The sequence below is a fragment of the Pseudomonas sp. NFPP25 genome (assembly GCF_900116505.1).
In the GTDB taxonomy this organism is placed as follows: Bacteria; Pseudomonadota; Gammaproteobacteria; order Pseudomonadales; family Pseudomonadaceae; genus Aquipseudomonas; species Aquipseudomonas protegens.
Window position 1 is genome coordinate 486,304 of sequence record NZ_FPBG01000005.1, and the last position, 26,299, is coordinate 512,602.

At 63.1% G+C, this 26,299-nt stretch carries 23 protein-coding genes; 17 read left to right on the top strand and 6 right to left on the bottom strand.

Going from position 1 to position 26,299, the window contains the following annotated elements; translation table 11 throughout:
* Positions 1–7 precede the first annotated feature (7 nt).
* Complete coding sequence (gene parC, locus BM382_RS22135; protein ID WP_011058921.1) at positions 8–2,266, top strand: DNA topoisomerase IV subunit A; 2,259 nt, start codon at positions 8–10, stop codon at positions 2,264–2,266.
* Between the two features lie 179 nt (positions 2,267–2,445).
* Positions 2,446–3,156 (top strand): PqiC family protein, encoded by a 711-nt coding sequence (locus tag BM382_RS22140; RefSeq protein ID WP_026019966.1) that lies wholly within the window; start codon positions 2,446–2,448, stop codon positions 3,154–3,156.
* A gap of 227 nt (positions 3,157–3,383) precedes the next feature.
* Here the strand turns inward: BM382_RS22140 and BM382_RS22145 are convergent, their stop codons facing one another.
* Entirely contained in the window at positions 3,384–4,910 is a 1,527-nt protein-coding gene (locus BM382_RS22145; RefSeq protein WP_019093043.1) for an AhpA/YtjB family protein, read from the bottom strand.
* Positions 4,911–5,043: 133 nt separating this feature from the next.
* On the opposite strand from BM382_RS22145, the gene serB reads away from it, so the two are divergent.
* Complete coding sequence (gene serB, locus BM382_RS22150; protein ID WP_015633931.1) at positions 5,044–6,258, top strand: phosphoserine phosphatase SerB; 1,215 nt, start codon at positions 5,044–5,046, stop codon at positions 6,256–6,258.
* Positions 6,259–6,329: 71 nt separating this feature from the next.
* Here serB and asd read toward each other — a convergent pair whose 3' ends face one another.
* Genes asd through BM382_RS22165 form a run of 3 tightly spaced genes read right to left on the bottom strand, consistent with a single transcriptional unit; the run spans position 6,330 to position 9,606 of the window.
* Positions 6,330–7,190: an archaetidylserine decarboxylase gene (asd, locus tag BM382_RS22155; RefSeq protein ID WP_019093044.1), complete on the bottom strand. Its 861-nt coding sequence runs from the start codon at positions 7,188–7,190 to the stop codon at positions 6,330–6,332.
* A gap of 18 nt (positions 7,191–7,208) precedes the next feature.
* Positions 7,209–8,024: a thiosulfate sulfurtransferase gene (gene rhdA / locus BM382_RS22160; protein WP_015633933.1), complete on the bottom strand. Its 816-nt coding sequence runs from the start codon at positions 8,022–8,024 to the stop codon at positions 7,209–7,211.
* A gap of 43 nt (positions 8,025–8,067) precedes the next feature.
* The gene (locus BM382_RS22165; protein WP_019093045.1) at positions 8,068–9,606 is read right to left on the bottom strand and encodes an HDOD domain-containing protein; all 1,539 of its coding nucleotides are present in this window, start codon (positions 9,604–9,606) and stop codon (positions 8,068–8,070) included.
* Between the two features lie 166 nt (positions 9,607–9,772).
* Here BM382_RS22165 and motA point away from each other — a divergent pair, with 166 nt between their 5' ends.
* Complete coding sequence (motA, locus tag BM382_RS22170) at positions 9,773–10,624, top strand: flagellar motor stator protein MotA (protein WP_011058928.1); 852 nt, start codon at positions 9,773–9,775, stop codon at positions 10,622–10,624.
* A 3-nt stretch (positions 10,625–10,627) separates the two neighbouring features.
* On the top strand, positions 10,628–11,752 hold the full coding sequence (gene motB / locus BM382_RS22175; RefSeq protein ID WP_019095692.1) for a flagellar motor protein MotB: 1,125 nt from the start codon (positions 10,628–10,630) through the stop codon (positions 11,750–11,752).
* A 52-nt stretch (positions 11,753–11,804) separates the two neighbouring features.
* Here the strand turns inward: motB and rsgA are convergent, their stop codons facing one another.
* Positions 11,805–12,836: a small ribosomal subunit biogenesis GTPase RsgA gene (gene rsgA, locus BM382_RS22180; RefSeq protein ID WP_072443910.1), complete on the bottom strand. Its 1,032-nt coding sequence runs from the start codon at positions 12,834–12,836 to the stop codon at positions 11,805–11,807.
* Between the two features lie 108 nt (positions 12,837–12,944).
* On the opposite strand from rsgA, the gene orn reads away from it, so the two are divergent.
* Both orn and BM382_RS22190 read left to right on the top strand, forming a co-directional pair.
* Entirely contained in the window at positions 12,945–13,487 is a 543-nt protein-coding gene (gene orn / locus BM382_RS22185; RefSeq protein WP_011058931.1) for an oligoribonuclease, read from the top strand.
* A gap of 117 nt (positions 13,488–13,604) precedes the next feature.
* Complete coding sequence (locus BM382_RS22190) at positions 13,605–14,219, top strand: trimeric intracellular cation channel family protein (protein WP_169893104.1); 615 nt, start codon at positions 13,605–13,607, stop codon at positions 14,217–14,219.
* Here the strand turns inward: BM382_RS22190 and queG are convergent.
* Complete coding sequence (queG, locus tag BM382_RS22195) at positions 14,201–15,280, bottom strand: tRNA epoxyqueuosine(34) reductase QueG (RefSeq protein WP_011058933.1); 1,080 nt, start codon at positions 15,278–15,280, stop codon at positions 14,201–14,203. The genes BM382_RS22190 and queG overlap by 19 nt on opposite strands.
* A gap of 63 nt (positions 15,281–15,343) precedes the next feature.
* On the opposite strand from queG, the gene BM382_RS22200 reads away from it, so the two are divergent.
* From BM382_RS22200 to BM382_RS22245, 10 genes are all read left to right on the top strand, one after another.
* Positions 15,344–16,204, top strand: a complete 861-nt coding sequence (locus BM382_RS22200; protein WP_072443912.1) for an NAD(P)H-hydrate dehydratase — start codon at positions 15,344–15,346, stop codon at positions 16,202–16,204.
* Positions 16,192–16,662 carry a tRNA (adenosine(37)-N6)-threonylcarbamoyltransferase complex ATPase subunit type 1 TsaE gene (gene tsaE / locus BM382_RS22205; RefSeq protein ID WP_015633937.1) on the top strand — a complete coding sequence of 157 codons (471 nt, stop codon included), beginning with the start codon at positions 16,192–16,194 and terminating at the stop codon, positions 16,660–16,662. The genes BM382_RS22200 and tsaE overlap by 13 nt, the downstream gene beginning before the upstream one ends.
* A 3-nt stretch (positions 16,663–16,665) precedes the next feature.
* On the top strand, positions 16,666–18,093 hold the full coding sequence (locus BM382_RS22210; RefSeq protein ID WP_204840250.1) for an N-acetylmuramoyl-L-alanine amidase: 1,428 nt from the start codon (positions 16,666–16,668) through the stop codon (positions 18,091–18,093).
* Positions 18,090–20,000: a DNA mismatch repair endonuclease MutL gene (gene mutL, locus BM382_RS22215; RefSeq protein WP_015633938.1), complete on the top strand. Its 1,911-nt coding sequence runs from the start codon at positions 18,090–18,092 to the stop codon at positions 19,998–20,000. The genes BM382_RS22210 and mutL overlap by 4 nt, the downstream gene beginning before the upstream one ends.
* Positions 20,000–20,971 carry a tRNA (adenosine(37)-N6)-dimethylallyltransferase MiaA gene (gene miaA / locus BM382_RS22220; protein WP_011058938.1) on the top strand — a complete coding sequence of 324 codons (972 nt, stop codon included), beginning with the start codon at positions 20,000–20,002 and terminating at the stop codon, positions 20,969–20,971. The genes mutL and miaA overlap by 1 nt, the downstream gene beginning before the upstream one ends.
* A 92-nt stretch (positions 20,972–21,063) precedes the next feature.
* Positions 21,064–21,324, top strand: coding sequence for an RNA chaperone Hfq (hfq, locus tag BM382_RS22225; protein WP_007921378.1), 261 nt, complete (start codon positions 21,064–21,066; stop codon positions 21,322–21,324).
* 12 nt (positions 21,325–21,336) lie between these two features.
* A complete protein-coding gene (hflX, locus tag BM382_RS22230) occupies positions 21,337–22,638 on the top strand; it encodes a ribosome rescue GTPase HflX (RefSeq protein WP_011058939.1) in 1,302 nt (433 codons plus the stop codon).
* A gap of 96 nt (positions 22,639–22,734) precedes the next feature.
* Complete coding sequence (gene hflK / locus BM382_RS22235; RefSeq protein WP_011058940.1) at positions 22,735–23,913, top strand: FtsH protease activity modulator HflK; 1,179 nt, start codon at positions 22,735–22,737, stop codon at positions 23,911–23,913.
* Complete coding sequence (gene hflC / locus BM382_RS22240) at positions 23,913–24,782, top strand: protease modulator HflC (RefSeq protein WP_011058941.1); 870 nt, start codon at positions 23,913–23,915, stop codon at positions 24,780–24,782. Before hflK ends, hflC begins: the two co-directional genes overlap by 1 nt.
* A 292-nt stretch (positions 24,783–25,074) precedes the next feature.
* Positions 25,075–26,262 (top strand): ATP phosphoribosyltransferase regulatory subunit, encoded by a 1,188-nt coding sequence (locus BM382_RS22245; RefSeq protein ID WP_011058942.1) that lies wholly within the window; start codon positions 25,075–25,077, stop codon positions 26,260–26,262.
* Positions 26,263–26,299 lie beyond the last annotated feature (37 nt).

Genomic DNA, 26,299 nt, shown 5'->3' on the forward strand with positions numbered 1-26,299 from the left:
GGCCCGCATGAGCGACTCCCTTGATCTCAGCCTGGATGGCGTAGAACGCCGGTCACTGGCTGACTTCACCGAAAATGCCTACCTCAACTACTCCATGTACGTGATCATGGACCGTGCTCTGCCGCATATCGGCGACGGCCTGAAACCGGTACAGCGGCGTATCGTCTACGCCATGAGTGAGCTGGGGCTGGATGCCGATTCCAAGCACAAGAAATCCGCGCGTACCGTGGGTGACGTGCTCGGCAAGTTCCACCCGCACGGCGATTCGGCCTGTTATGAGGCCATGGTGCTGATGGCCCAGCCGTTCAGCTACCGCTACACGCTGGTGGACGGCCAGGGCAACTGGGGTGCGCCGGATGATCCCAAGTCCTTCGCTGCCATGCGTTACACCGAGGCGCGCCTGTCGCGCTATTCCGAAGTGCTGCTCAGCGAACTGGGCCAGGGCACTGCGGACTGGGGGCCGAACTTCGACGGCACGCTGCAGGAGCCTCTGGTACTGCCGGCACGCCTGCCGAACATCCTGCTCAACGGCACCACCGGCATCGCCGTGGGCATGGCCACCGACGTGCCCCCGCACAACCTGCGGGAAGTGGCTTCGGCCTGCGTGCGCCTGCTGGATGAGCCCAAGGCCACGGTCGAGCAGCTCTGCGAGCATATCCAGGGCCCGGACTACCCCACCGAAGCTGAGATCATCACCCCGCGTGCCGACCTGCTGAAGATCTACGAAACCGGCCGTGGCTCGGTGCGCATGCGCGCCGTGTACCGGGTCGAGGACGGCGACATCATCGTCACCGCGCTGCCGCACCAGGTCTCCGGGGCCAAGGTGCTGGAACAGATCGCCGGCCAGATGCAGGCCAAGAAGTTGCCGATGGTGGCCGACCTGCGTGACGAGTCGGACCATGAGAACCCGTGCCGCATCGTGATCATCCCGCGCTCCAACCGGGTCGACGCCGATGAGTTGATGCAGCACCTGTTCGCCACCACCGAGTTGGAATCCACCTACCGGGTCAACATCAACATCATTGGCCTGGACGGCAAGCCGCAGTTGAAGAACCTGCGGGCCCTGCTGGTGGAGTGGCTGGAGTTCCGGGTCACCACCGTGCGTCGCCGGCTGCAGTTCCGCCTGGACAAGGTCGAGCGTCGCCTGCATCTGTTGGACGGTTTGCTGATTGCCTACCTCAACCTGGATGAAGTGATCCACATCATCCGTACCGAGGAGCATCCACGGGCCAAGCTGATCGAGCGTTTCGCCCTGAGCGAAATCCAGGCCGACTACATCCTCGACACGCGCCTGCGCCAATTGGCGCGTCTGGAAGAGATGAAGCTGCGGGCCGAACAGGATGAGTTGCTCAAGGAGCAGGCCAAGCTGCAAGCCTTGCTCAACAGCGAAGCGAAACTGAAGAAGCTGGTGCGCACCGAGTTGCTGCAAGACGCAGAAACCTACGGCGATGACCGCCGTTCGCCGATCGTCGCCCGGGCCGAGGCCAAGGCGCTGTCGGAAAACGAGCTGATGCCTACCGAGCCGGTGACTATCGTTCTGTCGGAAAAAGGCTGGGTGCGTTGCGCCAAGGGGCATGATATTGACGCCACTGGTCTGTCCTACAAGGCCGGCGATGGCTACAAGACCGCCGCGCCCGGGCGTTCCAACCAGTTCGCGGTGTTCATCGACTCCACCGGGCGCAGTTACTCGGTGGCGGCCCATACGCTGCCATCGGCCCGGGGTCAGGGCGAGCCGCTGACCGGCCGTCTGACACCGCCGCCGGGTGCGACGTTCGAATGCGTGCTGCTGCCGGATGACGATGCCTTGTATGTGATCGCTTCTGACGCCGGCTACGGCTTCGTGGTCAAGGGCGAGGACCTGCAGGCCAAGAACAAGGCAGGCAAGGCGCTGTTGAGCCTGCCGAACAATGCCAAGGTGCTGGCGCCGCGGCCAGTGGCCGATCGTGAACAGAACTGGCTGGCTTCGGTGACCACCGAAGGGCGCCTGCTGGTGTTCAAGATCAGCGACCTGCCGCAGCTGGGCAAGGGCAAGGGCAACAAGATCATCGGCATTCCCGGTGAGCGCGTGGCCAGCCGCGAAGAGTACGTCACCGATATCGCGGTGCTGCCGGACGGCGCGACCCTGGTGCTGCAGGCTGGCAAGCGCACCTTGTCGCTCAAGGCTGACGATCTGGAGCACTACAAAGGCGAGCGCGGGCGCCGTGGCAACAAACTGCCTCGCGGCTTCCAGCGGGTGGATGCGTTGTTGGTAGAGCCTCTCAGTTAAGGGCGGGCTAGAGCGTTCGATCTGCGATTTAAGCGCAGGATCGACGCTACAACACTGGAGTCAGGGCGCATATTCACGGATGATATGCGCTTTCAAACGCTGGCGTGGCCGGGCGTTATTCAGGTTTTTTTGAGTATTTACACTGTGGCTAGCCTTGTGGCCGCCACCTGGATGGGATGATGACTGCTCTGCGCCTTCCTCTTGTTTTCTTGCTCGCCGGCGTTCTTGGCCTGGCGGGTTGCAGCGTACACCAGCCGGTGTCGCTGTATCAGCTGGACAGCGGAAGTCCAGCTCAGCCGGCCAGTGCCGGCATGTCGGTATTGCTGGGGCCGGTGCTGATCGCCGATTACCTGCAACGTGAAACCCTCCTGCAGCGTCAGGATGATGGCAGCCTGCAGGCCTCCACTGATGGTCGCTGGGCCGGCAGTCTGTCTTCGGACATCGACCAGTTGCTGTTGCGCCAGGTGGCCGGTCATCTCGACAGCCAGCGGGTTGTATTGGCTCCGGCCACCAGCGGCTTCACTCCGGATGTCCAGGTGCTGCTGTCGATCACTCGCCTGGATTCAGGCAAGTCGCAGCCGGCGGTGCTGGATGCGCAATGGCGCCTGATCGACCGCCGTGGCCAGGTGCGGGACAACCGCATCGTTCATCTGCAGGAGCAGCACGCGGGAACCACGGCGTCCCAGGTCCAGGCCCAGGGCGTGCTGTTGCAGCGTCTGGCGGAACAGTTGTCGGGTGCCCTCAAGCCTCTGGCCAATCAGCCGGCGGTGGCGGAGGTGCCACGCAAGGCGGCCCCGGCTCCTGCGCCCAAGCCTGCCGAGCAGGAAAAGCAACCGAAGATCCCGATGGCCACGCCGATCCGCACGGATATGGAAGTGTTCAGGTTCTGAGTTGACACGCCGCGAGACAAGGCCCGCCCAACAGCGGGCCTTGTCGTTTCTGGCTCTGGCCAACGCAATCTCCTGTAGCCGCTGCCGAAGGCTGCGAGCGGGCCGCAGGCACGCAGCGATATCACCAGCGTTGAAGCCCCTGCGGGGCTTGTCGCAGGCTGCGCCAGCGGCTACACAAAGCTCATGAAAAAGCCCGCACTGGGCGGGCTTCTTTTTGCGGGTCAGCCTTACAGCTTGGCCCGTGTTTCATGCATGCGTGCCAGTTGCCGCTCCAGCATCGACGGGTAGGGCTCCATCAGGCGTTCCACGCAGCAGGCACCTTCCGGGCTGGCGATCGGGCGGATACGTGCCCGCTGGCGCAGCAGCGGGTCGTCATTGACCTTGCGCTCCACCAGCAGCAGGTTGCGGCTGTGCTGGGACAGGGCCAGGGCATCCTGAGCGGTTTCGGTGAGCAGCAGGTCGATCTGGCTCAGGCCGAACAGTTCGTCGCCCAGGGTCAGGCCCAGTTGCAGTTGCAGGGTGATGCCGCTGTCCGCCACTTCGATCTGCAAGGCATGGCCCAGGGCGCGCAGCAACTCGCCGCAGCAGATGGCGTTGGTCAGGTAGTCGTCACCGCTGTCTTCGCTGTGGAACAGCATCAGCGTGCTGCCATCGTTCAGGGTATGCAGTTCGCTCTGGTACAGCGAGGCGGCCTGGTCGAGGCAATCGCGGTAGCGTTCCAGCAGTTCCATCAGGCGGGCGCGGGGCAGGCGTCGCAGTTGCTCCTGGGCACCGAGTTGCACCGCCAGTACCGCACTGTGCTGGGGCTGGGCCGGAACCTGTGGTTGCGGTTGTGGCTTGGCAGCAGGCGTCGATGAGCTGTCCCGCAGGTCGGCGAAGGGGTCTTCCTCGTCCAGTTCATCTTCTTCGGCGTGAACCAGGTGCCGGGGTGCAGGCTTCAGGCCTGCTACCGGAGCGCTTTCGTCGAAGCTCGGGTCCCGCAGGTTGCGCACTTCGAATGCCGGCTCATCGTCCTCGTCGTCTTGCACTTCAACCTCGGGCTGCGGTGCCGGTTCGGGTTTTTCCGGCACCAGGCGGGCATGCAGCTGACGCGCCAGATCGCCGATTTCGTCCTGGCGCTGGGTGGCGGGAGTATGTTCGTCCAGGTCACGCAGCCAGACTCGCAGTTGCAGCAGCGGAGTCGAGATGTGCCGCCCCAGGCGCAGGCTCAAGGCCAGGGCCAGGGCCAGCAGGATGGCGCTGAGGATGCCCATGCTTTGCAGGCTGATGGTCATCGGCTGCTGGAATTGCGCCATGTCCAGGCTGATTCGCAGGTTGCCCGCGGTCACGTCCTGGAAGGTGATCTTGGTCTGGTACACGCCCTCGGTTTCACCCAGCAGGCTGCTCTTGGGGCGCTGGCCGGCCTCGGCGAGGATGCGGTTGTCCACGCTGTAGATGGCCGCGTGGGCCACCAGCGGGTTCTTGGTCAGATTGTTGAGCAGGACATTGAGGCTGAGGATGTCGTTGGACACCAGCAGCTCGGTGGCCGAGGTGGCGGTCTGGGTGGTCAGGCTCTGACCCAGGGCGTCGGCTTGTTCGTGCATGGCTTGCTTGAACTGCAGGCCCATCACGCCGGCATAGATCACCAGGGCCAGGGCGACCAGGATCACGTTATGGCTGGCAATGCGCAATGCAATCGGCACACGGCGGTGGCGCAGTGCACGGAAGATCAGCAGGAAGAAGTTATCGGTTTTAACTGGCGTGGGCCGGTTCACTGAGCTCGGCTCTTTTGTCCGTGAAGTTGACGCGCAGTATAGCGACAGGCCCTAGACCGGCAAAGCGCTGGCTGTGCCCGATGGTCACCGAAAGTGGGTAGAATGCGCTTTTTTTCCACCTCGGGGGTGCGCCTTGCGCGAAATTGTCCTGATAAACATCACCGGCGAAGATCGTCCCGGTCTGACTGCGGCCATTACCGGCGTTCTGGCCCAGGGTGGTGTGAACATTCTCGACATCGGTCAGGCGGTGATCCACGACACCTTGTCGTTCGGCATCCTGGTTGAAATTCCCAGCAACGAGCAGAGCTCGTCGGTGCTCAAGGACATCCTGTTCACCGCCTACAAGCTCGACCAGCAGGTGCGCTTCACGCCGGTGTCCGAGCAGGATTACCAGCAGTGGGTCGCCGGGCAGGGCAAGAAGCGCCATATCGTGACCCTGCTGACGCGCAAGGTTACCGCCGAACAGTTGCAGCGCGTGAGCTCCATCACCGCCAAGTACGGCCTGAACATCGACCATATCGATCGCCTGTCCGGGCGCATGCCCCTGGATATGCCTGCCGACCAGGGCAAGGGCTGCATCGAGTTCTCGGTACGTGGCGAAGCCGCCGATCCGCAAGCCCTGCGGGCCGAGTTCCTCAGCGTGGCCCAGGAGCTGAACGTCGATATCGCCTTCCAGGAAGACTCGCTGTTCCGCCGTAACCGGCGCCTGGCGGTGTTCGACATGGATTCGACGCTGATCGAGGCCGAAGTCATCGACGAGCTGGCCAAGGCGGCCGGTGTCGGCGATCGGGTCGCGGAAATCACCGAGCGGGCGATGGCCGGCGAGCTGGACTTCCGCGCCAGTTTCAAGGAGCGCCTGGCGTTGCTCAAGGGCCTGGACGTCAATGTGCTGGACGCCATCGGCGCCTCCCTGCGCCTGACCGAGGGCGCCGAAACCCTGTTCGCCGAACTCAAGCGCCTGGGCTACAAGACCGCGATCCTCTCCGGCGGCTTCACCTACTTTGCCAAGCAGCTGCAAGCCAAGCTGGGTATCGACTACGTGTTCGCCAACGAGCTGGAAGTGGTGGACGGCAAGGTCACTGGCGTGGCGGTGGAGCCGATTGTCGACGCCCAGCGCAAGGCTGATCTGCTGCGTGAGCTGGCGCACAAGGAAGGCCTGCGCCTGGAGCAGACCATCGCTGTCGGCGATGGCGCCAACGATCTGCCGATGCTCGGCATTGCCGGCCTGGGCGTGGCATTCCGCGCCAAGCCGCTGGTCAAGCAGTCGGCCAAGCAGGCGATCTCGACCCTGGGCCTGGATGGCGTGCTGTACCTGCTGGGGTTCCGTGACCGCGACGGGCAGCTCTGAGCCGCCGGAAAATCCCCGCCCATAAAAAACGCCGCTGATCAGCGGCGTTTTTTATGTCCGGCATTCAGGCCTCAAGCCTTGGGCAGGCCCAGGCCCTGGCCCATCCGTACGGGCGAGCCGGCAGCCAGCTCTTGGGCCCACTGCACCTGGTTCGGGCCAAACAGCACGATGGCCGTGGAGCCCAGCTTGAAGCGGCCCATTTCGGCGCCTTTCTCCAGGTGGATCGGAGCGCGGGCGGCTTCGTCGTAGCGTACGGTCTTGAGTTCGCGCTTGGGCGGCGTTACCAGGCCGGCCCAGACGGTTTCGATCGAAGCGACGATCATCGCGCCCACCAGCACCAGCGCCATCGGGCCGCGCTCGGTATCGAAGATGCACACCACGCGCTCGTTGCGTGCGAACAGCTCGGGTACGTTTTCAGCGGTAGTCTGGTTGACCGAGAAGATCCGGCCCGGCACATAGACCATTTCCCGCAGGGTGCCGGCCAGGGGCATGTGCACCCGGTGGTAGTCCTTGGGGGAGAGGTAGATGGTGGCAAAGTCGCCGCCCATGAACGGCTGTGCCAGGGCCGGGTCACCGCCCAGCAGTTCCAGCACGCTGTAGCTGTGGCCCTTGGCCTGGAACACTCGGCCGTGTTCGATCGGGCCCAGTTGGCTGACCGCGCCGTCGGCAGGGCTGAGCACCGCGCCCGGGGTCGGGTCCAGCGGCCGCGCGCCGTCTTTGAGGGCGCGGGTGAAGAAGGCGTTGAAGTGCTCGTAGGCGGTCACGTCCTCGACCTGGGCCTCGGACATATCCACTTGATACTGCTTGGCGAACCAGCGGGTGAAGGCATTCTTGAACCAGCGCACGCGGCACTCGGCAATGCAGCCGGCCAGGCGCGACAGCAGGTGATGAGGCAGCAGGTACTGGCTGATGATGAACAAACGCTTTTTCATTGGGTGTCCTTAAAAACCTTAAATCTCTACGGGCGTATCGGGATGATTGCCCCATTCGCCCCAGGAACCGGCGTAGCCCTTGACCCGTGGGTAGCCCAGCGCCTTGGCCACCAGATAGGTGAAGCCGGAGCGATGGTGGGTCTGGCAGTGGGTGATCACTTCTTTGTCTTTGCTGATGCCCAGGTCCGCAAGGATCTGTGGCATGTCGCGGCGGATGCGCAGGTGGCGTGCCTGATCCATGCCGGCGGTCCATTCGAAATTCACCGCGCCGGGGATATGCCCGCCCTTGGCTGCCAGGACTTTTTCGCCGGAGTACTCCAGCGGTCCGCGGGCGTCCCAGATCACCAGGTCCGCCGCGCCGAGACGGCTTTGCAGGTATTCGCGGGTGGCGGTGGGCTCATCATGCAGGGCCAGTGCCACGGGGCCGCCGACCGCGGCCGGCACTTCGGTAGACACGGGCAGGCCTTCCGCCAGCCAGGCCGGCAGGCCGCCGTCGAGGTAGTGGTAGCGGTGGTGGCCGATCACGTCCAGCAGCCAGATGAAGCGCCCGGCCCAGCCACCGCCTTCATCGTCGTAGACCACATAGACCGCGTCCGGGTTGTGCCCGAGTTCGCCGAACAGCGTTTCAAGCGCCGCTTGCGGCGGCAGCAGCCCGGGAGCCGGCGCCTGGCCCAGCTGAGTGCGCTTGGGGTCGACGAAGCGCGCCCCGGGAATATGCCCGGTTGCATAGCGGGCAGCGCTGGTCAGGTCGACCAGGATCAGTTCGCGGGCGTTCAGGCGGGCGAGCAGGTCGCTCGGTTCAATGACCAGCGGCAAGCCAGAGAAGTCAGACATGTCAGGTCCCCAGGGCGCAAAGGGAAGGATTGTAGCGCAAGCGTCATTGGCTGCGGTTGGTAAAGCTGTGCAAGGCTTTTTCGATGCACTGGGCGGTCTTGCCGAAGGCCTGGACGCTGATTTCCGAGAACGGCACGCCGCCCTGGTCGGCGATCGCCAGCATCAGTACCCGGCCATTGCACGACAGTGAGCGGATCAGCAGGTGTTCGCCGCGAAACAGCTGGCGCAGCGAGCTTGGCAGGTGAGGGGCGAACTGGGCCCGGTTGGCCGGGGTCAGGCGGATCTGCGCGGATTTTTCCAGCAGGCGTTGCAACAGCGGGCTCTGCTTGGCCTGCAGGGTCAGGCTGGCCGCTTCCCTGGGCAGGCCGTAAAGCTGTTGCACTCGCAGGTGGCTCAGGCTGCGATCGACCATCAGCAGCATGACCCGATGCATGCCGCACGCCGCCAGGGCATCCCGGGCAAAGCCGGTAAGGTGCACGGCGTTGGTAAAGGGGCTGGGGTCCAGCAACAGTTCGCCGCAGAGCTTGCGCCACTTGGCCAGTTCCAGTGCGGTGGGCGCCGGGGCTGGTTGCTCGCCGTGATGCAGGCGTCGGGCATCCCAAGGCCAGAGCAGGGCCTGGGCCGGGTGCCAGAGATCGGGCTGGGTGTCGTTGCGGGCGCTTTGTGCTGCCTGTTGGTGCAACTGTTGCTGGACCTGGTCCAGGGGGATCTGCAGATAAAGAGCGGTAAGGTTCTGCCAGCGCCGGCCATGGGGGCTGTTCCAGGACTGTTGCGCCGCCAGCGCCAGGCCGTTGGCCAGCAACACAGTGTTGGCCGGCTGGTTCAGCCAGCGCCGCAGATCCGGTTCAGCGTCCAGGCGTTGTTGCTGGTGCAGCGGGTTGTCGCTGTCGCGGGCAATCAGCATGACCTTGGCCAGCAGGTGCTGCTCCTGGGTCAGCAGGCGATAGCCCTGCTGGACCCAGATCGGCAGGTGCCAGGCCAGGACCAGGGCCTGGCACATTTCCATCAGTCGCACTCCGAACAGTTGCAGTTCAACGTCGTGTGCGGATTCGTGCTTGTAGATGACCCGCAGTTCCCACTCTTCCAGCAGCTTGGGATAGACCAGGGCCATGGCCCACAGCGGCGAGAGAAACAGCAGGCTGCCCCAGTGGATGTCCTGCCAGAGTCGCGCCAGGCGTCCGGCAAAGAAGCCATTGGCTTGCTGGCTGGCGTGCTGGCTGATCAGCTGGAACTGGCGCAATGCCTGGGGGATCTGCTCTTCAGGCAGCGTCGGCAGTTGCTCGAGCAACTCCTCGGTACGCTTGAGGCCCAGGCGGTTGACCGCGATCTCCAGGTTTTCCGCCGGTTCGCTCATGCTGCCGTGGGAATGCCGGTTGGCTTCGCGGATCACGCTCAAGGCCAGTGCCGGGCTGTTTTGCATCAGATCGACAATCTCCCGCAGCGAGCTGCGGTTGTTGGCGATGGCGCGGCAGACCCGGTCATGGCTGGCCTGGGGCACCGGCAGGCGCACGCCATTGAGGAGCTTTACCCAGGCGTCGAGAGAGGCGGGCGGAGAATGTGGGACGCTGGTTTCATTAGACATGGTCGGGCGCAATCATCGTCTGCTGTGAACACGCCCAGAGCGGGCCAAACTGGCTTTTCGCCTTAACTGGCTATAGTCTGGCGCAGTTTTGCCGATAAGTAGAAGAAGAGTTTTAAGAACTTCCGAATATGACCTTGAACCCGACTCAATAAGTACTCCCCTACCTATGGCTAAAATTATCGGCATCATCGTCGTATTCGCGAGCGTGCTCGGCGGATACGTGCTTTCCCACGGCAAAATCGCGGCACTGATCCAGCCTTTCGAAGTGCTGATCATCGGCGGCGCAGCCTTTGGCGCATTCCTCCAGGCCAACCCGGGCTACATGACGATGCACGTCGTCAAGAAATCCCTGGGCATGTTCAGCTCGCGCTTCACCCACACCTTCTACCTGGAAGTGCTGGGCCTGATCTACGAGATCCTCAACAAGAGTCGTCGCGAAGGCATGATGGCCATCGAAGGCGATATCGAGGACGCCGCGGCCAGCCCGATTTTCGCCAAGTACCCGGCGGTGCTCAAAGATGAACGCATGACCGCCTTCGTCTGTGACTATCTGCGCATCATGTCCTCCGGCAACATGGCTCCCCACGAGCTGGAAGGCCTGTTCGACATGGAGCTGTTCAGCCTCAAGGAAGACCTTGAGCATCCATCCCATGCGGTCAACGGGATTGCCGACGGCATGCCCGGTTTCGGTATCGTCGCGGCGGTATTGGGGATCGTGGTGACCATGGCTTCCCTGGGCGATGGCGACCAGAAGTCCATCGGCCTGCACGTAGGTGCGGCACTGGTGGGTACCTTCTTCGGTATTCTCGCGGCCTATGGCTTCTTCGGCCCGCTGGCCCACTCCCTGGCCCACGACGCCAAGGAAGAACTGAACGTCTACGAAGCCATCAAGGCGTCGCTGGTGGCCTCGGCTTCCGGCATGCCGCCGTCCCTGGCCGTGGAGTTCGGGCGCAAGGTTCTGTACCCGGCGCACCGTCCTAGCTTCGCCGAGCTGGAACAAGCGGTTCGCGGTCGCTAAGTCATGGAAAATAATCAGCCGATTATCATCAAGCGCGTCAAGCGCTTCGCTGGCGGACATCACGGGGGCGCCTGGAAAATCGCCTTCGCCGACTTCGCCACGGCGATGATGGCGTTCTTCCTGGTGTTGTGGCTGCTGTCCACGGCCACCCCGGAACAGAAGATCGCCATCGCCGGTTACTTCAAGGATCCGATCGGCTTCTCGGAAAGCGGTACGCCCTACATCATCGACCTGGGCGGCTCCCCTGAGCTGGCGCCGGACAACACCCTCAACCCCGAGATCAAGTCCCAGCCACAACCGGACAAGGTCACGGTGGATGCCGACCAGGTGGAGGGCATGGCCGAGCAGGTCGAGCGCGAGCGTCTCGAGTTGCTGTTGCAAGAGTTGCAAAACAAGGTTGAAGAAAACCCGCAACTGCAGAAGTTCAAGGACCAGATCCTCTTCGAGATCACCCCGGACGGCTTGCGGATCCAGATCATGGACGCCGAGAACCGGCCGATGTTCGACTCTGGCAGTGCACGTCTGAAGCCGTATTTCGAAGACATCCTGCTGGCCATGGCCGACACCATCAAGACCGTGCCGAACAAGATCAGCATCAGCGGTCACACCGACGCCAAGCCCTATTCGGGCACTGGCGACTTCGGCAACTGGGAACTGTCGGCCAACCGGGCCAACGCTGCGCGTCGGGCGCTGGTGGCGGGTGGTTATCCTGATCCGCAAGTCGCGCGTGTGGTGGGCTTTGCTTCGTCGGCTCTATTCGATCGCAAGGACCCGTTCAACCCGGTCAACCGGCGCATCGATATCGTCGTGCTGACCAAGAAGGCCCAGCGTGCCATCGAGGGTGAGCAGACCGATCCCAATGCTCCGGTACCGACCCAGGGTAGCGGTGCGCCCGGTGAAGTACCGGGGGCGGCAGCCGACCCGAATGCCTTGCCGCCCGGTAGCGAACCGCTGCCGGCGCACGAGGTGCGTCAACGTATGAATATCTTCGAGGACGGTGTGCTGAAGATGGACGAGCAGGGTGCGGCGGGCCAGTCTTCCGCTCCGGCTCCGGCTCCGGCTCCGGCTCCGGCTCCAGCTCCCACTGCTCCGGTGACGCCGCCCGCTACGCCGGGCACGGCGAAGTGACAAACGACAAGGCCGCGAAGATCGCGGCCTTGTCGTATCTGGGTCAGGTCAATCAGTAACTGTTGTCTGGCAGGCTGACGAGGATCGAGCGGTAGCTGTTCATCCGTTGCTGCTGGATGCGCCCGTCTTCCAGGGCCTTGAGCAAGGCACAGCCCGGCTCGCGATCGTGCTTGCAATCGCGGAAGCGGCAGGTGCCCAGCAAGTCATTGAACTCGATGAACCCGGCCTCGACATCGGCGCGGCTGACATGGCCGAGGCCGAACTCACGGATACCGGGGGAGTCGATCAGCTCACCGCCACCGGGGAAGTGGAACAGGCGCGCGGTCGTGGTGGTGTGAGTGCCCTGGCCGGAGAACTCCGACAGCGGGCCGACGCGGGTTTCGACTTCCGGCAGCAGGCTGTTGACCAGGGACGACTTGCCCACCCCCGACTGGCCGACGAATACACTGATGCGCCCGTCCAGCAGGGCTTGCAACTGCTCCATGCCGTCGCCGTGATGAGCCGAGACCTCCAGCAGCGGGTAGCCCAGCTGGCGGTAGACCGCGAGCAGGGCGTTGAGCGCAGGGGCGTTCTGCTCATCGATCAGGTCGGCCTTGTTCAGCAGCAGCAACGGCCGGATTCCAGCATGCTCGGCGGCTACCAGGTAGCGGTCGATCAGGTTGGCGTGGGGCTCTGGCATGGGCGCAAACACGATCACGATCATGTCGACGTTGGCGGCCACCGGCTTGAGTTGGCCGCGGCTGTCCGGGCGGCACAGCTCGGTGCTGCGCGGCAGTTGCGCGACGATCACCCCGATGCCCTGGTTGCCGGCGCGCCAGACCACCTGGTCGCCGGTCACCAGGGCCGGCAGGTTGGCCCGCAGGTAGCAGCGGAACACCTGGCCGGCCGTTTCGCCTTCGCGAGCCTCGACTTCGACCTGGACGCCGAAGTGGGCGATGACCAGGCCGGTCTGTTCCGGGCCCAGGTCGCCACCTTCCAGCGCCTCGACGGCAGAGGACTCGCGTTTGGCGGCGCGGGCGGCGCGCTCACCCTGGATCTTTTCGATGCGCCAGTTTTGGCGGCGATTGAGCTGGCGTTTGGCCATTGGTGTTCCGTGTCGATAATTACGGCGGATAGGTAAAACGGCGGCGAGTTTAGCACGCCGGGCAGGCCCTCTAGGCTAAACTGCGCAACTACGCCGAGGAGCCCACCCATGCAAAACCCGCAGAACCTGATTTGGATCGACCTGGAAATGACCGGTCTGAACCCTGACACCGACGTCATCATCGAGATGGCCACCATTGTCACTGACAGCAACCTCAACACCTTGGCTGAAGGACCGGTCATTGCCATCCACCAGAGCGACGAGATCCTCGCCGGCATGGATGAATGGAACACCCGCCAGCACGGCGGTTCCGGTCTGACCCAGCGGGTTCGCGAAAGCCGCATCAGCATGGCCGAAGCAGAAGCCCAGACCATTGCCTTCCTGGAGCAGTGGGTACCCAAGGGCAAATCGCCGATCTGCGGCAACAGCATCTGCCAGGACCGGCGCTTCCTGTACCGCCACATGAAGGCTCTGGAAAGCTACTTCCACTACCGCAACCTGGACGTCTCGACCCTCAAGGAACTGGCCGCCCGCTGGGCGCCGGACGTGCGCGACAGCTTCAAGAAAGGCAGCACCCACCTGGCCCTGGACGATATTCGCGAGTCCATCGCCGAGCTCCAGCACTACCGCAAGCACTTCATCAAGTTCTGACCCGCAGGCGCCGGCTTGCCGGCGAACGGGCGCCCGCTGCGACTCGGCGCCCGTACCCGCCCCCTTTTGGTGCCCGCTTCAACTGAGTAGACTGCGCGCCTTCCTGCAAGGACCGCCATCATGCTGTTGATGCTTTATCTGATTGCCATTACCGCCGAAGCCATGACCGGCGCCCTGTCTGCCGGCCGGCGCGGCATGGACTGGTTCGGTGTGGTGCTGATTGCCTGCGTCACCGCACTCGGCGGCGGTTCGGTGCGTGATGTGCTGCTGGGCCACTACCCGCTGACCTGGGTCAAGCACCCGGAATACCTGGTGCTGACGTCGGTGGCGGCGTTGGTGACGATCTTCATCGCGCCCTTGATGCGTCACCTGCGCTCGCTGTTTCTGGTGCTCGACGCCGTGGGCCTGGTGGCCTTTACCCTGATCGGCTGCATGACTGCCCTGGAAATGGGCCACGGCATGCTGGTGGCTTCAGTCAGCGGGGTGATCACCGGGGTCTTTGGCGGCATCCTCAGGGACATCTTCTGCAACGATATCCCGCTGATCTTTCGCCGCGAGCTGTACGCCAGCGTGTCCTTCGCCGCGGCCTGGTGCTACATGCTGTGCATCTACCTGCAACTGCCCAGCGAGCAGTCGATCCTGGTCACCCTGTTCGGCGGCTTTCTATTGCGCCTGCTGGCGATCCGTTTTCACTGGGAAATGCCCAAGTTCGTCTACAACGACGAACACTGACGGTTGGCGTGCTGGTCCAGGGCCCATTGCACATGTTCGCGAACCAGTTCCGAGGGGTAGTCCTGGCGGGCCTTGAGGGCTTCCAGCACCGGAATGCTAGAGGGTGCGTTGCCCAGGCCCACCGCCAGGTTGCGTAGCCAGCGCTCGTAGCCGGCGCGGCGCAAGGGTGAACCTTCGGTATTGCTGAGGAATTTGTCCTCGTCCCACATGAACAGCTCTGCCAGTTCGGCATTGTCCAGGTTGTGCCGGGGCTTGAAGTCGCCCTCGGCCGTTGAGCGGGCGAAGCGATTCCAGGGGCAGACGATCTGGCAGTCATCGCAGCCGAATACCCGGTTGCCGATCAGCGGGCGCAGGTCTTCGGGGATGGCGCTTTTGAGCTCGATGGTCAGGTAGGAAATGCAGCGTCGGGCATCCAGCACATAGGGGCCGACGAAGGCGTTGGTCGGGCAGATGTCCAGGCAGGCGGTGCAGCGGCCGCAGTGCTCCGTGGCGTGGGGCGCGTCCACCGGCAGGGGCAGGTCGACGAACAGTTCACTGAGGAAGAAGTAGCTGCCGGCTTTGCGATTCAGCACCAGGGTGTTCTTGCCGATCCAGCCGAGCCCGGCCTGTTCGGCGATGGCTTTTTCCAGCACCGGAGCGCTATCGACGAAGGCGCGGTAGCCAAAGGGGCCGATGGCTTGCTGGATGCGCTCGGCCAGTTGCTGTACGCGCTTGCGGATCAGCTTGTGATAATCGCGCCCCAGGGCATAGCGCGAAACATAGGCCTTGGAAGGCTGGGCCAGGCGCTGGGCCATCTGGGTGTCGCCGGGCAGGTAGTCCATGCGCAGCGAAACCACCCGCAGGGTGCCAGGCACCAACTGGTCGGGATGGGAGCGTTTGCTGCCGTGGGCGCCCATGTATTCCATCTCGCCGTGGTAGCCGGCGGCGAGCCAGCGTTCCAGGTGCTGCTCATGCTCGGCCAGGTCCAGGCCGCTGATGCCGACTTGTTGAAAGCCCAGTTCGCGGCCCCAGTCCTTGATCGATTGGGCGAGAGCGGGAAGATCCTGGGTAATAGCGGGCATGAGGCGAGAGAAACCGGGGCTGAGGTGCGTATAATTCTGCCAGACATCGGAGCTCGAAGACGCATGCCGCAGACAAAACACCCTCTACCTGACGTTCAGGTGCTGACTTCTGGCCATTTGCCGCATCTGAATGGACGACTTCGCGATGCCCACAAGGGCCAGTTCGGCCACCTGTTGCTGATTGGAGGCGATCGAGGTTTTGCCGGCGCCGCCCTGCTGAGTGCGGAAAGTGCCTTGCGCAGTGGCGCGGGGCTGGTGTCCCTGGCGACCCGCAGTGAGCATGTGGCTGCCGCTGCGGCGCGCTTGCCTGAGGTCATGACCCAGGGCACTCATTCGGCCAACCAGTTGATGGGGTTGCTGGCTCGGGCCACGGTGCTGGTGGTCGGGCCGGGGTTGGGGCAGGGCGCCTGGGGGCGCAGTCTGCTGTCGGCGGCGGCCAATGCGCCGTTGCCCCAGGTGTGGGATGCCGATGCCTTGAACCTGCTGGCCGAGGGCGGGCTGCAACTGCCTGCCGCGAGTGTCATCACTCCCCATCCGGGAGAGGCGGCGCGGCTGCTGGGTATCTCCAGCGCCGAGGTGCAGGCGGATCGCCCTGCAGCGGCCCTGGCGTTGAGCAAAAAATACGCAGCGGTTGCGGTGCTCAAGGGGGCCGGTAGCCTGATCGCCACTGCCGATGGGCGGCTGGCCCGCTGTGACGCCGGGCATCCGGCGATGGCCACGGCAGGCTTGGGTGATGTGCTGGCCGGCCTGATCGGCGCCTTGCTGGCGCAAGGCTTGTCGGCATTCGATGCCGCCTGCCTGGCGGTCTGGCTGCATGCCAGCGCGGGCGAGCAGCAAGGCAAATTGGGCCGAGGGCTGGCGGCCAGTGATCTGATTCCAGCCATTCGTCAGTTGTTGGAGGAACAATCACCGTGTCTGAGTTAACCCTTTTTCTGGCCGACGAACAGGCCATGGTGGAATTTGGTGCACGTATTGCCCAGGTGACCCAAGGCGTGGGGGTGATCTTCCTCGAGGGCGACCTGGGAGCGGGCAAAACCACCTTGTCGCGAGGGATCATCCGTGGCCTGGGGCACGCGGGGGCAGTGAAGAGCCCGACCTTTACCCTGGTCGAACCGTACGAGATCGGCTCGGTGCGGGCTTTCCACTTCGACCTGTACCGCCTGGTGGATCCTGAGGAGCTGGAGTTCCTGGGGATTCGCGACTACTTCGAGGGCGATGCTCTGTGCCTGCTGGAGTGGCCCCAGCGTGGTGCAGGCTTTTTGCCAAAGCCTGACCTGACCATTACCATTACCCCGCATAACAATGGGCGTTCTGTGCATCTGTTGTCTCAAGGCTCGCGTGGCGAGTCCTGGTGTGCCGCTTTGGCGTTGGAATTCAAATAATTGATGGGGTTAGGTATGCGCATTCGCGCGTTGGTTGCTGTCGTAGGACTGTTGCTTACGGCATTGGCCGTCGATGCTGTGGCCGCTACACAGGTTCGCAGCGTCCGCCTGTGGCGGGCACCGGATAACACGCGACTGGTATTCGACCTGTCCGGCCCGGTTCAGCACAGCGTCTTTACCCTGACGGCCCCGGATCGTCTGGTGATCGATATCAATGGCGCGACCCTTGGCGGTCCGCTGAACGTCGCCACGGCCAATACACCGATTACCGCCATGCGCTCGGCACAGCGCACGCCCAGTGACCTGCGGGTGGTCATCGACCTGAAAAAGGCCGTCACGCCGAAGAGTTTCACCCTGGCGCCCAACGCTCAGTACGGCAATCGCCTGGTGGTCGATCTGTTCGACAACCCGGCTGACGCCGCGCCACCTGCTGCGCTGCCACCTACTGTGGCCACTGTCCCAGCAGTGCCCGTCACTCCGGCGGAGCCGGCGATCAAGCTGCCGCCAGCCCCGGCGGGCAAGCGCGACATCATTGTGGTGATCGATGCCGGCCACGGCGGCGAAGACCCGGGTGCCTCCGGCTCCCGCGGGCAGCATGAAAAAGACGTGGTGCTGGCCATTGCTCGCGAATTGCAGCGTCAGGTCAATGGCCTCAAGGGTTTCCGCGCCGAATTGACCCGTACTGGCGACTACTTCATTCCATTGCGCGGTCGTACCGAGATCGCCCGCAAGAAGGGCGCCGACCTGTTCGTCTCGATCCACGCCGACGCTGCGCCTTCGGCCGCGGCCTTTGGCGCATCGGTGTTTGCCTTGTCTGAACGTGGTGCCACGTCGGAAACCGCGCGCTGGCTGGCGGACAGCGAGAACCGTTCCGACCTGATCGGGGGGGCTGGCAACGTCAGCCTGGATGACAAGGACCGGATGCTGGCCGGGGTGCTGCTGGACCTGTCGATGACAGCGTCCCTGACCTCCAGTCTGAATGTCGGGCAGAAAGTCCTGAACAACATTGGCCGGGTGACTCCGTTGCATAAGCAGCGGGTGGAGCAGGCCGGGTTCATGGTGCTCAAATCCCCGGATATTCCGTCGATCCTGGTGGAAACCGGCTTTATCTCCAACTCCAACGAGGCCTCGAAGCTGGCCACCGCCAGCCATCAGCAGGCCCTGGCGCGCTCCATCAGCAGCGGCGTGCGGCAGTTCTTCCAGCAGAACCCGCCACCGGGCACCTATATTGCCTGGCTGCGCGATTCCGGGAAGATCGCCCAGGGGCCGCGTGATCACCGGGTCAATCCGGGGGAAACCCTGGCCATGATCGCCGTGCGCTATCAGGTCTCCGCGGCCACGCTACGCAGTGCCAACAACCTGAAAAGCGATGAATTGAAAGTGGGGCAGGTGTTGACCATCCCCGGTACAGAACTGGCGGCCAAGGAATGAGTGAATCGGTAATCAGTAGCGCGCGCATCGAGCTGCTCAGCCCGCGCCTGGCCAACCAGATTGCCGCGGGCGAGGTGGTCGAGCGCCCGGCTTCGGTGATCAAGGAGCTGTTGGAAAACAGCCTGGACTCCGGCGCCAAGCGCATCGATGTGGATGTGGAGCAGGCCGGGGTCAAGCTGCTGCGGGTACGTGACGACGGTAGCGGTATTTCCTCGGACGACTTGCCGCTGGCCCTGGCCCGGCACGCCACCAGCAAGATCCGCGACCTTGAAGACCTGGAGCGGGTGATGAGCCTGGGGTTTCGCGGCGAGGCCCTGGCTTCCATCAGCTCCGTGGCGCGCCTGACCCTCACGTCCCGTACCCGGGATGCCGAGCAGGCCTGGCAGGTGGAAACCGAAGGCCGGGACATGGCACCAAGGGTGCAGCCGGCGGCGCACCCGGTAGGCACTTCGGTGGAAGTTCGCGATCTGTTCTTCAATACGCCGGCACGACGCAAGTTCCTCAAGGCGGAAAAGACCGAGTTTGATCACCTGCAGGAAGTGATCAAGCGCCTGGCCCTGGCGCGTTTCGACGTGGCCTTCCACTTGCGGCACAACGGCAAGAGCATCCTCAGCCTGCACGAGGCCAAGGACGACGCCGCTCGTGCCCGTCGTGTGGCAGCGGTGTGCGGTTCGGGCTTCCTGGAGCAGGCGTTGCCCATCGAGGTCGAGCGCAACGGCTTGCATCTGTGGGGCTGGGTGGGCTTGCCGACCTTCTCCCGCAGCCAGGCGGACCTGCAGTACTTCTACGTCAACGGTCGCGCAGTACGGGACAAGCTGGTGGCTCACGCGGTACGCCAGGCTTATCGCGATGTTCTGTTCAACGGTCGACACCCGACCTTTGTTCTGTTTTTCGAAGTCGACCCGTCGGTGGTCGACGTCAACGTGCACCCGACCAAGCACGAAGTGCGTTTCCGTGACGGGCGCATGGTGCACGACTTCCTTTATGGCACCTTGCACCGGGCCCTGGGTGATGTGCGGCCCGAGGATCAGTTGGCGGCGCCGGCGGCGGTCGCCGGCATCGTGCGCCCGACAGGTATCGAGGCCGGTGAGTTCGGGCCTCAGGGTGAGATGCGCCTGGCCGCGAACCTGGCTCTGGAGCAGCCCCAATCCCAGCCGAACTTCAATGCGCCGGGCGCGGGAGCCGGCAGTGGCTATCAATATCAGTACACGCCACGGCCACAGCCAGTGTTGCCGGCCGCCGAGAGCCAGGGCGTTTACCGCGAGTTCTTTGCCCCGTTGCCGGGGGCGCCGGCGGCGGCCTTGCCGGACGGCCAGGAGGACATTCCGCCCCTGGGCTATGCCCTGGCCCAGCTCAAGGGGATCTACATCCTGGCGGAAAACGCCCTGGGTCTGGTGCTGGTGGACATGCACGCGGCTCACGAGCGGATCATGTACGAGCGCTTGAAGGTGGCCATGGCCAGCGAAGGCCTGAGCGGCCAGCCGCTGCTGGTGCCGGAGTCGATTGCCGTCAGCCAGCGTGAGGCCGATTGCGCTGAAGAACACATGAGCTGGTTTCAGCGCCTGGGCTTCGAGCTGCAGCGCCTGGGCCCGGAATCCCTGGCGATCCGCCAGATCCCGGCATTGTTGAAGCAGGCGGAAGCCAATCGCCTGGTGCACGACGTACTGGCGGACCTGATGGAGTACGGCACCAGTGACCGGATCCAGGCCCACCTCAATGAGCTGCTCGGCACCATGGCCTGCCACGGCGCGATCCGCGCCAATCGACGCCTGGCCCTGCCGGAAATGAACGCCTTGCTGCGGGACATGGAAAACACCGAGCGCAGTGGCCAATGCAACCACGGTCGACCGACCTGGACCCAAATGGGCCTGGACGATCTGGACAAACTCTTTCTGCGCGGCCGTTGATGACCCAGCTTCCTCCAGCGATTTTCCTGATGGGCCCGACCGCTGCGGGCAAGACCGATCTGGCCATCGAACTGACCAAGGTGCTGCCTTGCGAGCTGATCAGTGTCGACTCGGCGCTGGTCTACCGCGGCATGGACATTGGCACCGCGAAGCCTTCCAGGGAACTGCTGGCGCAGTTTCCCCATCGCCTGATCGATATTCTCGACCCTGCCGAGAGCTACTCGGCGGCGGATTTCCGTACCGATGCGCTGGCGGCCATGGCCGATATCACCGCCCGGGGCAAGATCCCGCTGTTGGTGGGCGGCACCATGCTGTATTACAAGGCGCTGCTTGAAGGCCTGGCGGACATGCCCGCGGCGGATCCGCAGGTACGTGCCGAGCTGGAGGAGGAGGCTGCACGTCTTGGCTGGCAGGCCCTGCACGACCAGCTGGCGGCGGTGGACCCCGAGTCGGCGGCGCGGATCCACCCCAACGACCCCCAGCGTCTGACCCGGGCGCTTGAGGTCTATCGGGTCAGTGGCCTGACAATGACCGCCCATCGCCAGCGTCAATTGGCGCAAAGTACTGAAGCAGGCGCATCGGGACGCAGTCAATTGCCCTATACTGTCGCCAATCTGGCCATCGCTCCGGCGAATCGCCAGGTACTGCACCAGCGTATTGCACAAAGATTCACACAAATGTTGGAACAGGGATTCATTGACGAGGTCGTAGCTCTGCGTTCCAGAAGTGACCTGCATGCCGGGTTGCCGTCTATACGTGCAGTGGGCTACCGCCAAGTCTGGGATCATCTGGATGGCAAGCTGACGTCAGCCGAAATGCAGGAGCGGGGCATCATTGCCACGCGCCAATTGGCGAAACGCCAGTTCACCTGGTTACGTAGTTGGGCTGACCTGCAATGGTTGGACAGCCTGGATTGCGACAATCTGCCACGCGCCTTGAAATACTTGGGGACGATCTCCATATTGAGCTGAGTCCTTGCAATTGCCGTCTATCCTTGGGGGTGTGACGGCTTTGGCCATCTGTTTTCTGATTTTTATTATTGATCCTTAAAGGAGTGCGGCACATGTCAAAAGGGCATTCGCTACAAGACCCTTACTTGAATACATTGCGTAAAGAGAAGGTTGGGGTTTCCATCTATCTGGTCAACGGGATCAAGCTGCAAGGTACGATCGAGTCTTTCGACCAGTTCGTCATCCTGCTGAAGAACACCGTCAGCCAAATGGTTTACAAGCACGCTATCTCGACAGTGGTTCCAGTTCGCCCGATTCGCCTGCCTAGCGCTTCCGAATCCGAACAGGGTGACGCTGAGCCAGGTAACGCCTGATAGGAGTCTCCTTTGTTCTTTGAGCGCCACGGTGGTGGTGAACGGGCCATTCTCGTTCACTTGGATGGTCAGGACCCTGAGGCGCGCGAAGATCCGCAGGAGTTTCAGGAGCTGGCATTATCGGCCGGCGCCGAGACCGTCGCGTTTGTTAGCGTGCCGCGTCATCGGCCAACCGCCAAATACCTGGTTGGCAGCGGCAAGGTCGAGGAGTTACGCGACCTGGTCAAAGCCGAACAGGTAGACCTGGTGATTTTCAATCACATCCTCACACCCAGTCAGGAACGTAACCTCGAACGTGTATTCGAGTGTCGCGTGATCGACCGCACGGGTCTGATTCTCGATATCTTCGCTCAGCGCGCGCGCACCCATGAAGGCAAGCTCCAGGTTGAACTGGCCCAGCTTGAGCACATGAGCACCCGTCTGGTTCGTGGCTGGACTCACCTTGAACGGCAGAAAGGCGGTATCGGTCTGCGCGGGCCCGGTGAAACCCAGCTGGAAACCGACCGGCGCCTGTTGCGAGTGCGTCTGCGGCAGATCAAGGCGCGCCTGGAGAAGGTTCGCAGCCAGCGTGAGCAGGCCCGTCGTGGCCGCAAGCGTGCGGATATCCCTTCAGTGTCCCTGGTGGGCTACACCAACGCCGGCAAGTCCACGCTGTTCAATGCGGTCACTGCGTCCGATGTTTTCGCTGCCGACCAATTGTTCGCCACCCTCGACCCCACCCTGCGCCGGCTTGAGCTGGATGACCTGGGGCCGATTGTGCTGGCCGATACCGTGGGGTTCATTCGCCACTTGCCGCACAAGTTGGTGGAGGCGTTTCGGGCTACCCTCGAAGAATCGAGCAACTCCGATTTGCTGCTGCATGTGATCGATGCCCATGAGCCCGAGCGCATGGCGCAGATCGAGCAGGTGATGGTGGTGCTGGGGGAGATCGGGGCTCAAGACTTGCCGATCCTGGAGGTCTATAACAAACTCGATTTGCTCGAGGGTGTGGAGCCGCAGATCCAGCGCGACCCTGACGGCAAGCCGCAGCGGGTCTGGCTGTCGGCCCGTGATGGCCAGGGGCTGGATCTGCTCAAGCAGGCCATCGCCGAGTTGCTGGGTGAAGATTTGTTTGTAGGCACCTTGCGCTTGCCTCAGCGTTTTGCTCGACTGCGAGCACAGTTTTTCCAGTTGAACGCTGTGCAGAAAGAAGATCACGACGACGAAGGTGTCAGCCTGCTTGCCGTTCGCCTGCCACGGGCCGAGTTGAACCGGCTGGTCAGTCGCGAAGGCATGCAGCCGTCGGAATTCATCGAGCAACACACTTTGCAATAAAAGCCTGGGCAAGCGGTTGTGCCGCTGTAGCAGGCATTCTGTAGCATTGGTCGGCGCGCCGTGGGTGCGTCTTTGCTTTATCAGATGGAGAGCGCTATGGCTTGGAATGAGCCGGGTGGCAACTCGAATAATCAGGACCCTTGGGGTGGTAAGCGCCGCAATAATGGCGATCGCAAGGGGCCACCAGATCTCGACGAGGCCTTCCGTAAGCTGCAGGAAAGCCTGAATGGGTTGTTCGGTGGTGGTAAGAAACGTGGTGATGACGGCGGTAGTTCCGGCAAGGGCGGTGGTTTCGGCCTGCTGGGTATCGGTCTTGTCGTGCTGGCTGCCGTGTGGCTGTACAGCGCGGTGTATGTAGTAGACGAGCAGGAGCAGGCCGTAGTGCTGCGCTTCGGCAAATACTACGAAACCGTCGGCCCGGGTCTGAACATCTACTTCCCGCCGATCGATCGCAAGTACATGGAAAACGTCACGCGCGAGCGTGCCTACACCAAGCAGGGCCAGATGCTCACCGAGGACGAGAACATCGTCGAAGTGCCGCTGACCGTGCAGTACAAGATCAGCAACCTGCAGGATTTCGTGCTGAACGTCGATCAGCCGGAAATCAGCCTGCAGCATGCGACCGACAGCGCCCTGCGCCACGTGGTGGGTTCCACCGCCATGGACCAGGTGCTGACCGAAGGTCGTGAATTGATGGCCAGTGAGATCAAGGAGCGTCTGCAACGCTTCCTGGACAACTATCGCACCGGTATCACCGTGACCCAGGTGAACGTACAGAGCGCAGCGGCACCGCGTGAAGTACAGGAAGCCTTCGATGACGTGATCCGTGCCCGTGAAGATGAACAGCGTTCGCGCAACCAGGCTGAAACCTATGCCAACGGCGTCGTGCCGGAAGCCCGTGGTCAGGCCCAGCGCATCCTCGAGGATGCCAACGGTTACCGTGACGAAGTGGTATCCCGGGCCAAGGGTGAGGCAGATCGCTTCACCAAACTGGTTGCCGAGTACCGCAAGGCTCCTGAGGTCACCCGTCAGCGCCTGTACCTGGACACCATGCAGGAAGTCTTCAGCAACACCAGCAAGGTGTTGGTGACTGGCAGCAAGGGCGGGCAGAACAATCTGCTCTATCTGCCGCTGGACAAGATGATCGACAGTGGTCGTAGCGGCAGTGCTCCGGTAACGGGCGCAGCGTCGGCGGCCAGCAATGAAGCGAATGCGCGCGCCGCGGCTGACCATATGCAGCAACAGCAGCAGACGCGTTCTAGGGAGACTCGCTGATGAGCAATAAATCGCTGATCGCCCTGATCGTGGGCGTTGTCGTGGCGGTGGTTGCCTGGAACAGCTTCTACATCGTCGCTCAGACCGAGCGTGCGGTGTTGCTGCAGTTCGGTCGTGTGGTTCAGGCGGATGTCCAGCCTGGCCTGCATGTGAAAGTGCCCTACGTGAACCAGGTGCGTAAGTTCGACGCACGCCTGATGACCCTGGATGCACCGACGCAGCGCTTCCTGACCCTGGAAAAGAAAGCCGTGATGGTGGATGCCTACGCCAAGTGGCGGGTGAAGGATGCCGAGCGTTTCTACACCGCGACTTCCGGCCTCAAGCAGATTGCCGACGAGCGTCTTTCCCGTCGCCTGGAGTCGGGCCTGCGTGACCAGTTCGGTAAGCGCACCCTGCACGAAGTGGTTTCCGGTGAGCGTGACGCGCTGATGGCGGATATCACGGCGTCGCTGAACAAGATGGCGGAAAAGGAGCTGGGTATCGAAGTGGTCGATGTCCGGGTCAAGGCCATCGACCTGCCCAAGGAAGTGAACCGCAGCGTGTTCGAGCGCATGAGCACCGAGCGTGAGCGTGAGGCTCGCGAGCACCGGGCCAAGGGTAACGAACTGGCGGAAGGCATCCGTGCCGATGCCGATCGTCAGCGTCGCGTGCTGTTGGCTGAAGCCTATCGGGAGTCTGAAGAGGCTCGCGGTGACGGTGATGCCCAGGCAGCGGCGATCTATGCCAAGGCCTACGGCCAGGACCAGGAGTTCTACGCGTTCTACCGTAGCCTGCGTGCCTACCGTGAAAGCTTCGCGAACAAATCTGACGTCATGGTTCTGGACCCAAGCAGCGACTTCTTCCACTACTTGGAAAAGTCCAAGCCTTGATCAGGCCCTGACCCTGGAGCACCCCGCCGGGCGGCTAAAACGCCTCGCGGGGTGATCCTTTGGGAAAACGGGTGTATGATGCGGCAGCCGGGAAATTCCCGGCTTTTTTGCGTCTGCATCTTTGATTGGCCGTGGCTCGTTCAAGAGTCCGGCAAGATTTTTCGAGGAAAATGGTCTGTACAGCTGATTTCTGGCTGCCTGTCCGGCTGAGCTCGCGTCGGATGCGACTGTTTTCTGCTTCACTCTAAGGCTGGCCCCAGGCTTGCCGCCCGGACCATAGGGGAATGGCGTAATGGCAACGGTAGACCGCTGGCTGCTGCCAGATGGCATCGAAGAAGTATTGCCGCCGGAAGCGGCGCGCATCGAAGTGGCGCGTCGTCAGGTGTTGGATCTGTTTCAGAGTTGGGGTTACGAGTTCGTCGTCACTCCCCATATCGAATACCTGGAATCCCTGTTGACAGGTGCAGGCCAGGATCTGGATCTGCGTACCTTCAAGGTCATCGACCCGCAGTCGGGCCGGCAGATGGGGTTTCGGGCCGACATCACGCCGCAGGTGGCGCGTATTGATGCCCACACCCTGCGCCGCGAAGGGCCGAGCCGCCTGTGCTACGCCGGCAGTGTGCTGCATGCGCAGCCGCGGGCCTTGTCGTCCTCGCGCAGCCCGATCCAGCTGGGGGCCGAGTTGTATGGTGATGCCAGCCCGAGCAGCGACGTTGAAGTCATCAGCCTGATGCTGGCCATGCTGCAACTGGCCGACGTGCCCGATGTGCACATGGATCTGGGACATGTTGGCATCTACCGTGGCCTGGCACAGGCCGCCGGCTTGTCCGGTGCTGTTGAACAGCAACTGTTCGATGCCCTGCAACGCAAGGCGATCGACGAGGTCATCAGCCTGACGGAAGGCCTGCCGGCCGACCTGGCGGACATGCTGCGCTCCCTTGTGGACCTGTGCGGCAGCCGCGAAGTGCTGGGCGATGCCCGCCGTCGCCTGGCCGGTGCGCCGACGTCTGTGCTGCTGGCGCTGGATGAATTGCTGACCATTGCCGAGCGCCTGTCCGTGCGGTTCCCGGACTTGCCGCTGTATTTCGACCTTGGCGAGTTGCGCGGCTATCACTACCACACCGGTGTGGTGTTCGCGGTATTTGTTCCAGGCGTGGGCCAATCCATCGCCCAGGGCGGGCGCTACGATGACATCGGCGCGGATTTCGGGCGTGCCCGTCCCGCGACTGGTTTCTCCACCGATTTGAAAACCCTGGTGACCCTGGGGCGTGCTGAAGTCGAGCTACCGTCTGGCGGTATCTGGATGCCAGACAACACTGACGCGGCACTCTGGCAGACCGTCTGCCGCTTGCGCAGTGAGGGTCAGCGTGTGGTTCAGGCCTTGCCTGGGCAGCCTTTGGCCGCCGCCCGTGAAGCGGACTGCGACCGGCAATTGATTCAGCAGAATGGGCTTTGGCAAGTATTGCCGCTGGCTTCTTGAGTTTTCCTGCCGGCGGCTGCCGGCACCAAGTTTGCGC

Coding starts and splice junctions, on each gene's coding strand:
- BM382_RS22210 (WP_204840250.1), top strand. CDS start 16,666: ATGGGGTTAGGTATGCGCATTCGCGCGTTGGTTGCTGTCGTAGGACTG.
- hflK (WP_011058940.1), top strand. CDS start 22,735: ATGGCTTGGAATGAGCCGGGTGGCAACTCGAATAATCAGGACCCTTGG.
- BM382_RS22140 (WP_026019966.1), top strand. CDS start 2,446: ATGACTGCTCTGCGCCTTCCTCTTGTTTTCTTGCTCGCCGGCGTTCTT.
- rsgA (WP_072443910.1), bottom strand. CDS start 12,836: ATGGCCAAACGCCAGCTCAATCGCCGCCAAAACTGGCGCATCGAAAAG.
- hflC (WP_011058941.1), top strand. CDS start 23,913: ATGAGCAATAAATCGCTGATCGCCCTGATCGTGGGCGTTGTCGTGGCG.
- orn (WP_011058931.1), top strand. CDS start 12,945: ATGCAAAACCCGCAGAACCTGATTTGGATCGACCTGGAAATGACCGGT.
- asd (WP_019093044.1), bottom strand. CDS start 7,190: ATGAAAAAGCGTTTGTTCATCATCAGCCAGTACCTGCTGCCTCATCAC.
- miaA (WP_011058938.1), top strand. CDS start 20,000: ATGACCCAGCTTCCTCCAGCGATTTTCCTGATGGGCCCGACCGCTGCG.
- BM382_RS22245 (WP_011058942.1), top strand. CDS start 25,075: ATGGCAACGGTAGACCGCTGGCTGCTGCCAGATGGCATCGAAGAAGTA.
- queG (WP_011058933.1), bottom strand. CDS start 15,280: ATGCCCGCTATTACCCAGGATCTTCCCGCTCTCGCCCAATCGATCAAG.
- parC (WP_011058921.1), top strand. CDS start 8: ATGAGCGACTCCCTTGATCTCAGCCTGGATGGCGTAGAACGCCGGTCA.
- hfq (WP_007921378.1), top strand. CDS start 21,064: ATGTCAAAAGGGCATTCGCTACAAGACCCTTACTTGAATACATTGCGT.
- mutL (WP_015633938.1), top strand. CDS start 18,090: ATGAGTGAATCGGTAATCAGTAGCGCGCGCATCGAGCTGCTCAGCCCG.
- motA (WP_011058928.1), top strand. CDS start 9,773: ATGGCTAAAATTATCGGCATCATCGTCGTATTCGCGAGCGTGCTCGGC.
- BM382_RS22200 (WP_072443912.1), top strand. CDS start 15,344: ATGCCGCAGACAAAACACCCTCTACCTGACGTTCAGGTGCTGACTTCT.
- rhdA (WP_015633933.1), bottom strand. CDS start 8,024: ATGTCTGACTTCTCTGGCTTGCCGCTGGTCATTGAACCGAGCGACCTG.
- BM382_RS22165 (WP_019093045.1), bottom strand. CDS start 9,606: ATGTCTAATGAAACCAGCGTCCCACATTCTCCGCCCGCCTCTCTCGAC.
- motB (WP_019095692.1), top strand. CDS start 10,628: ATGGAAAATAATCAGCCGATTATCATCAAGCGCGTCAAGCGCTTCGCT.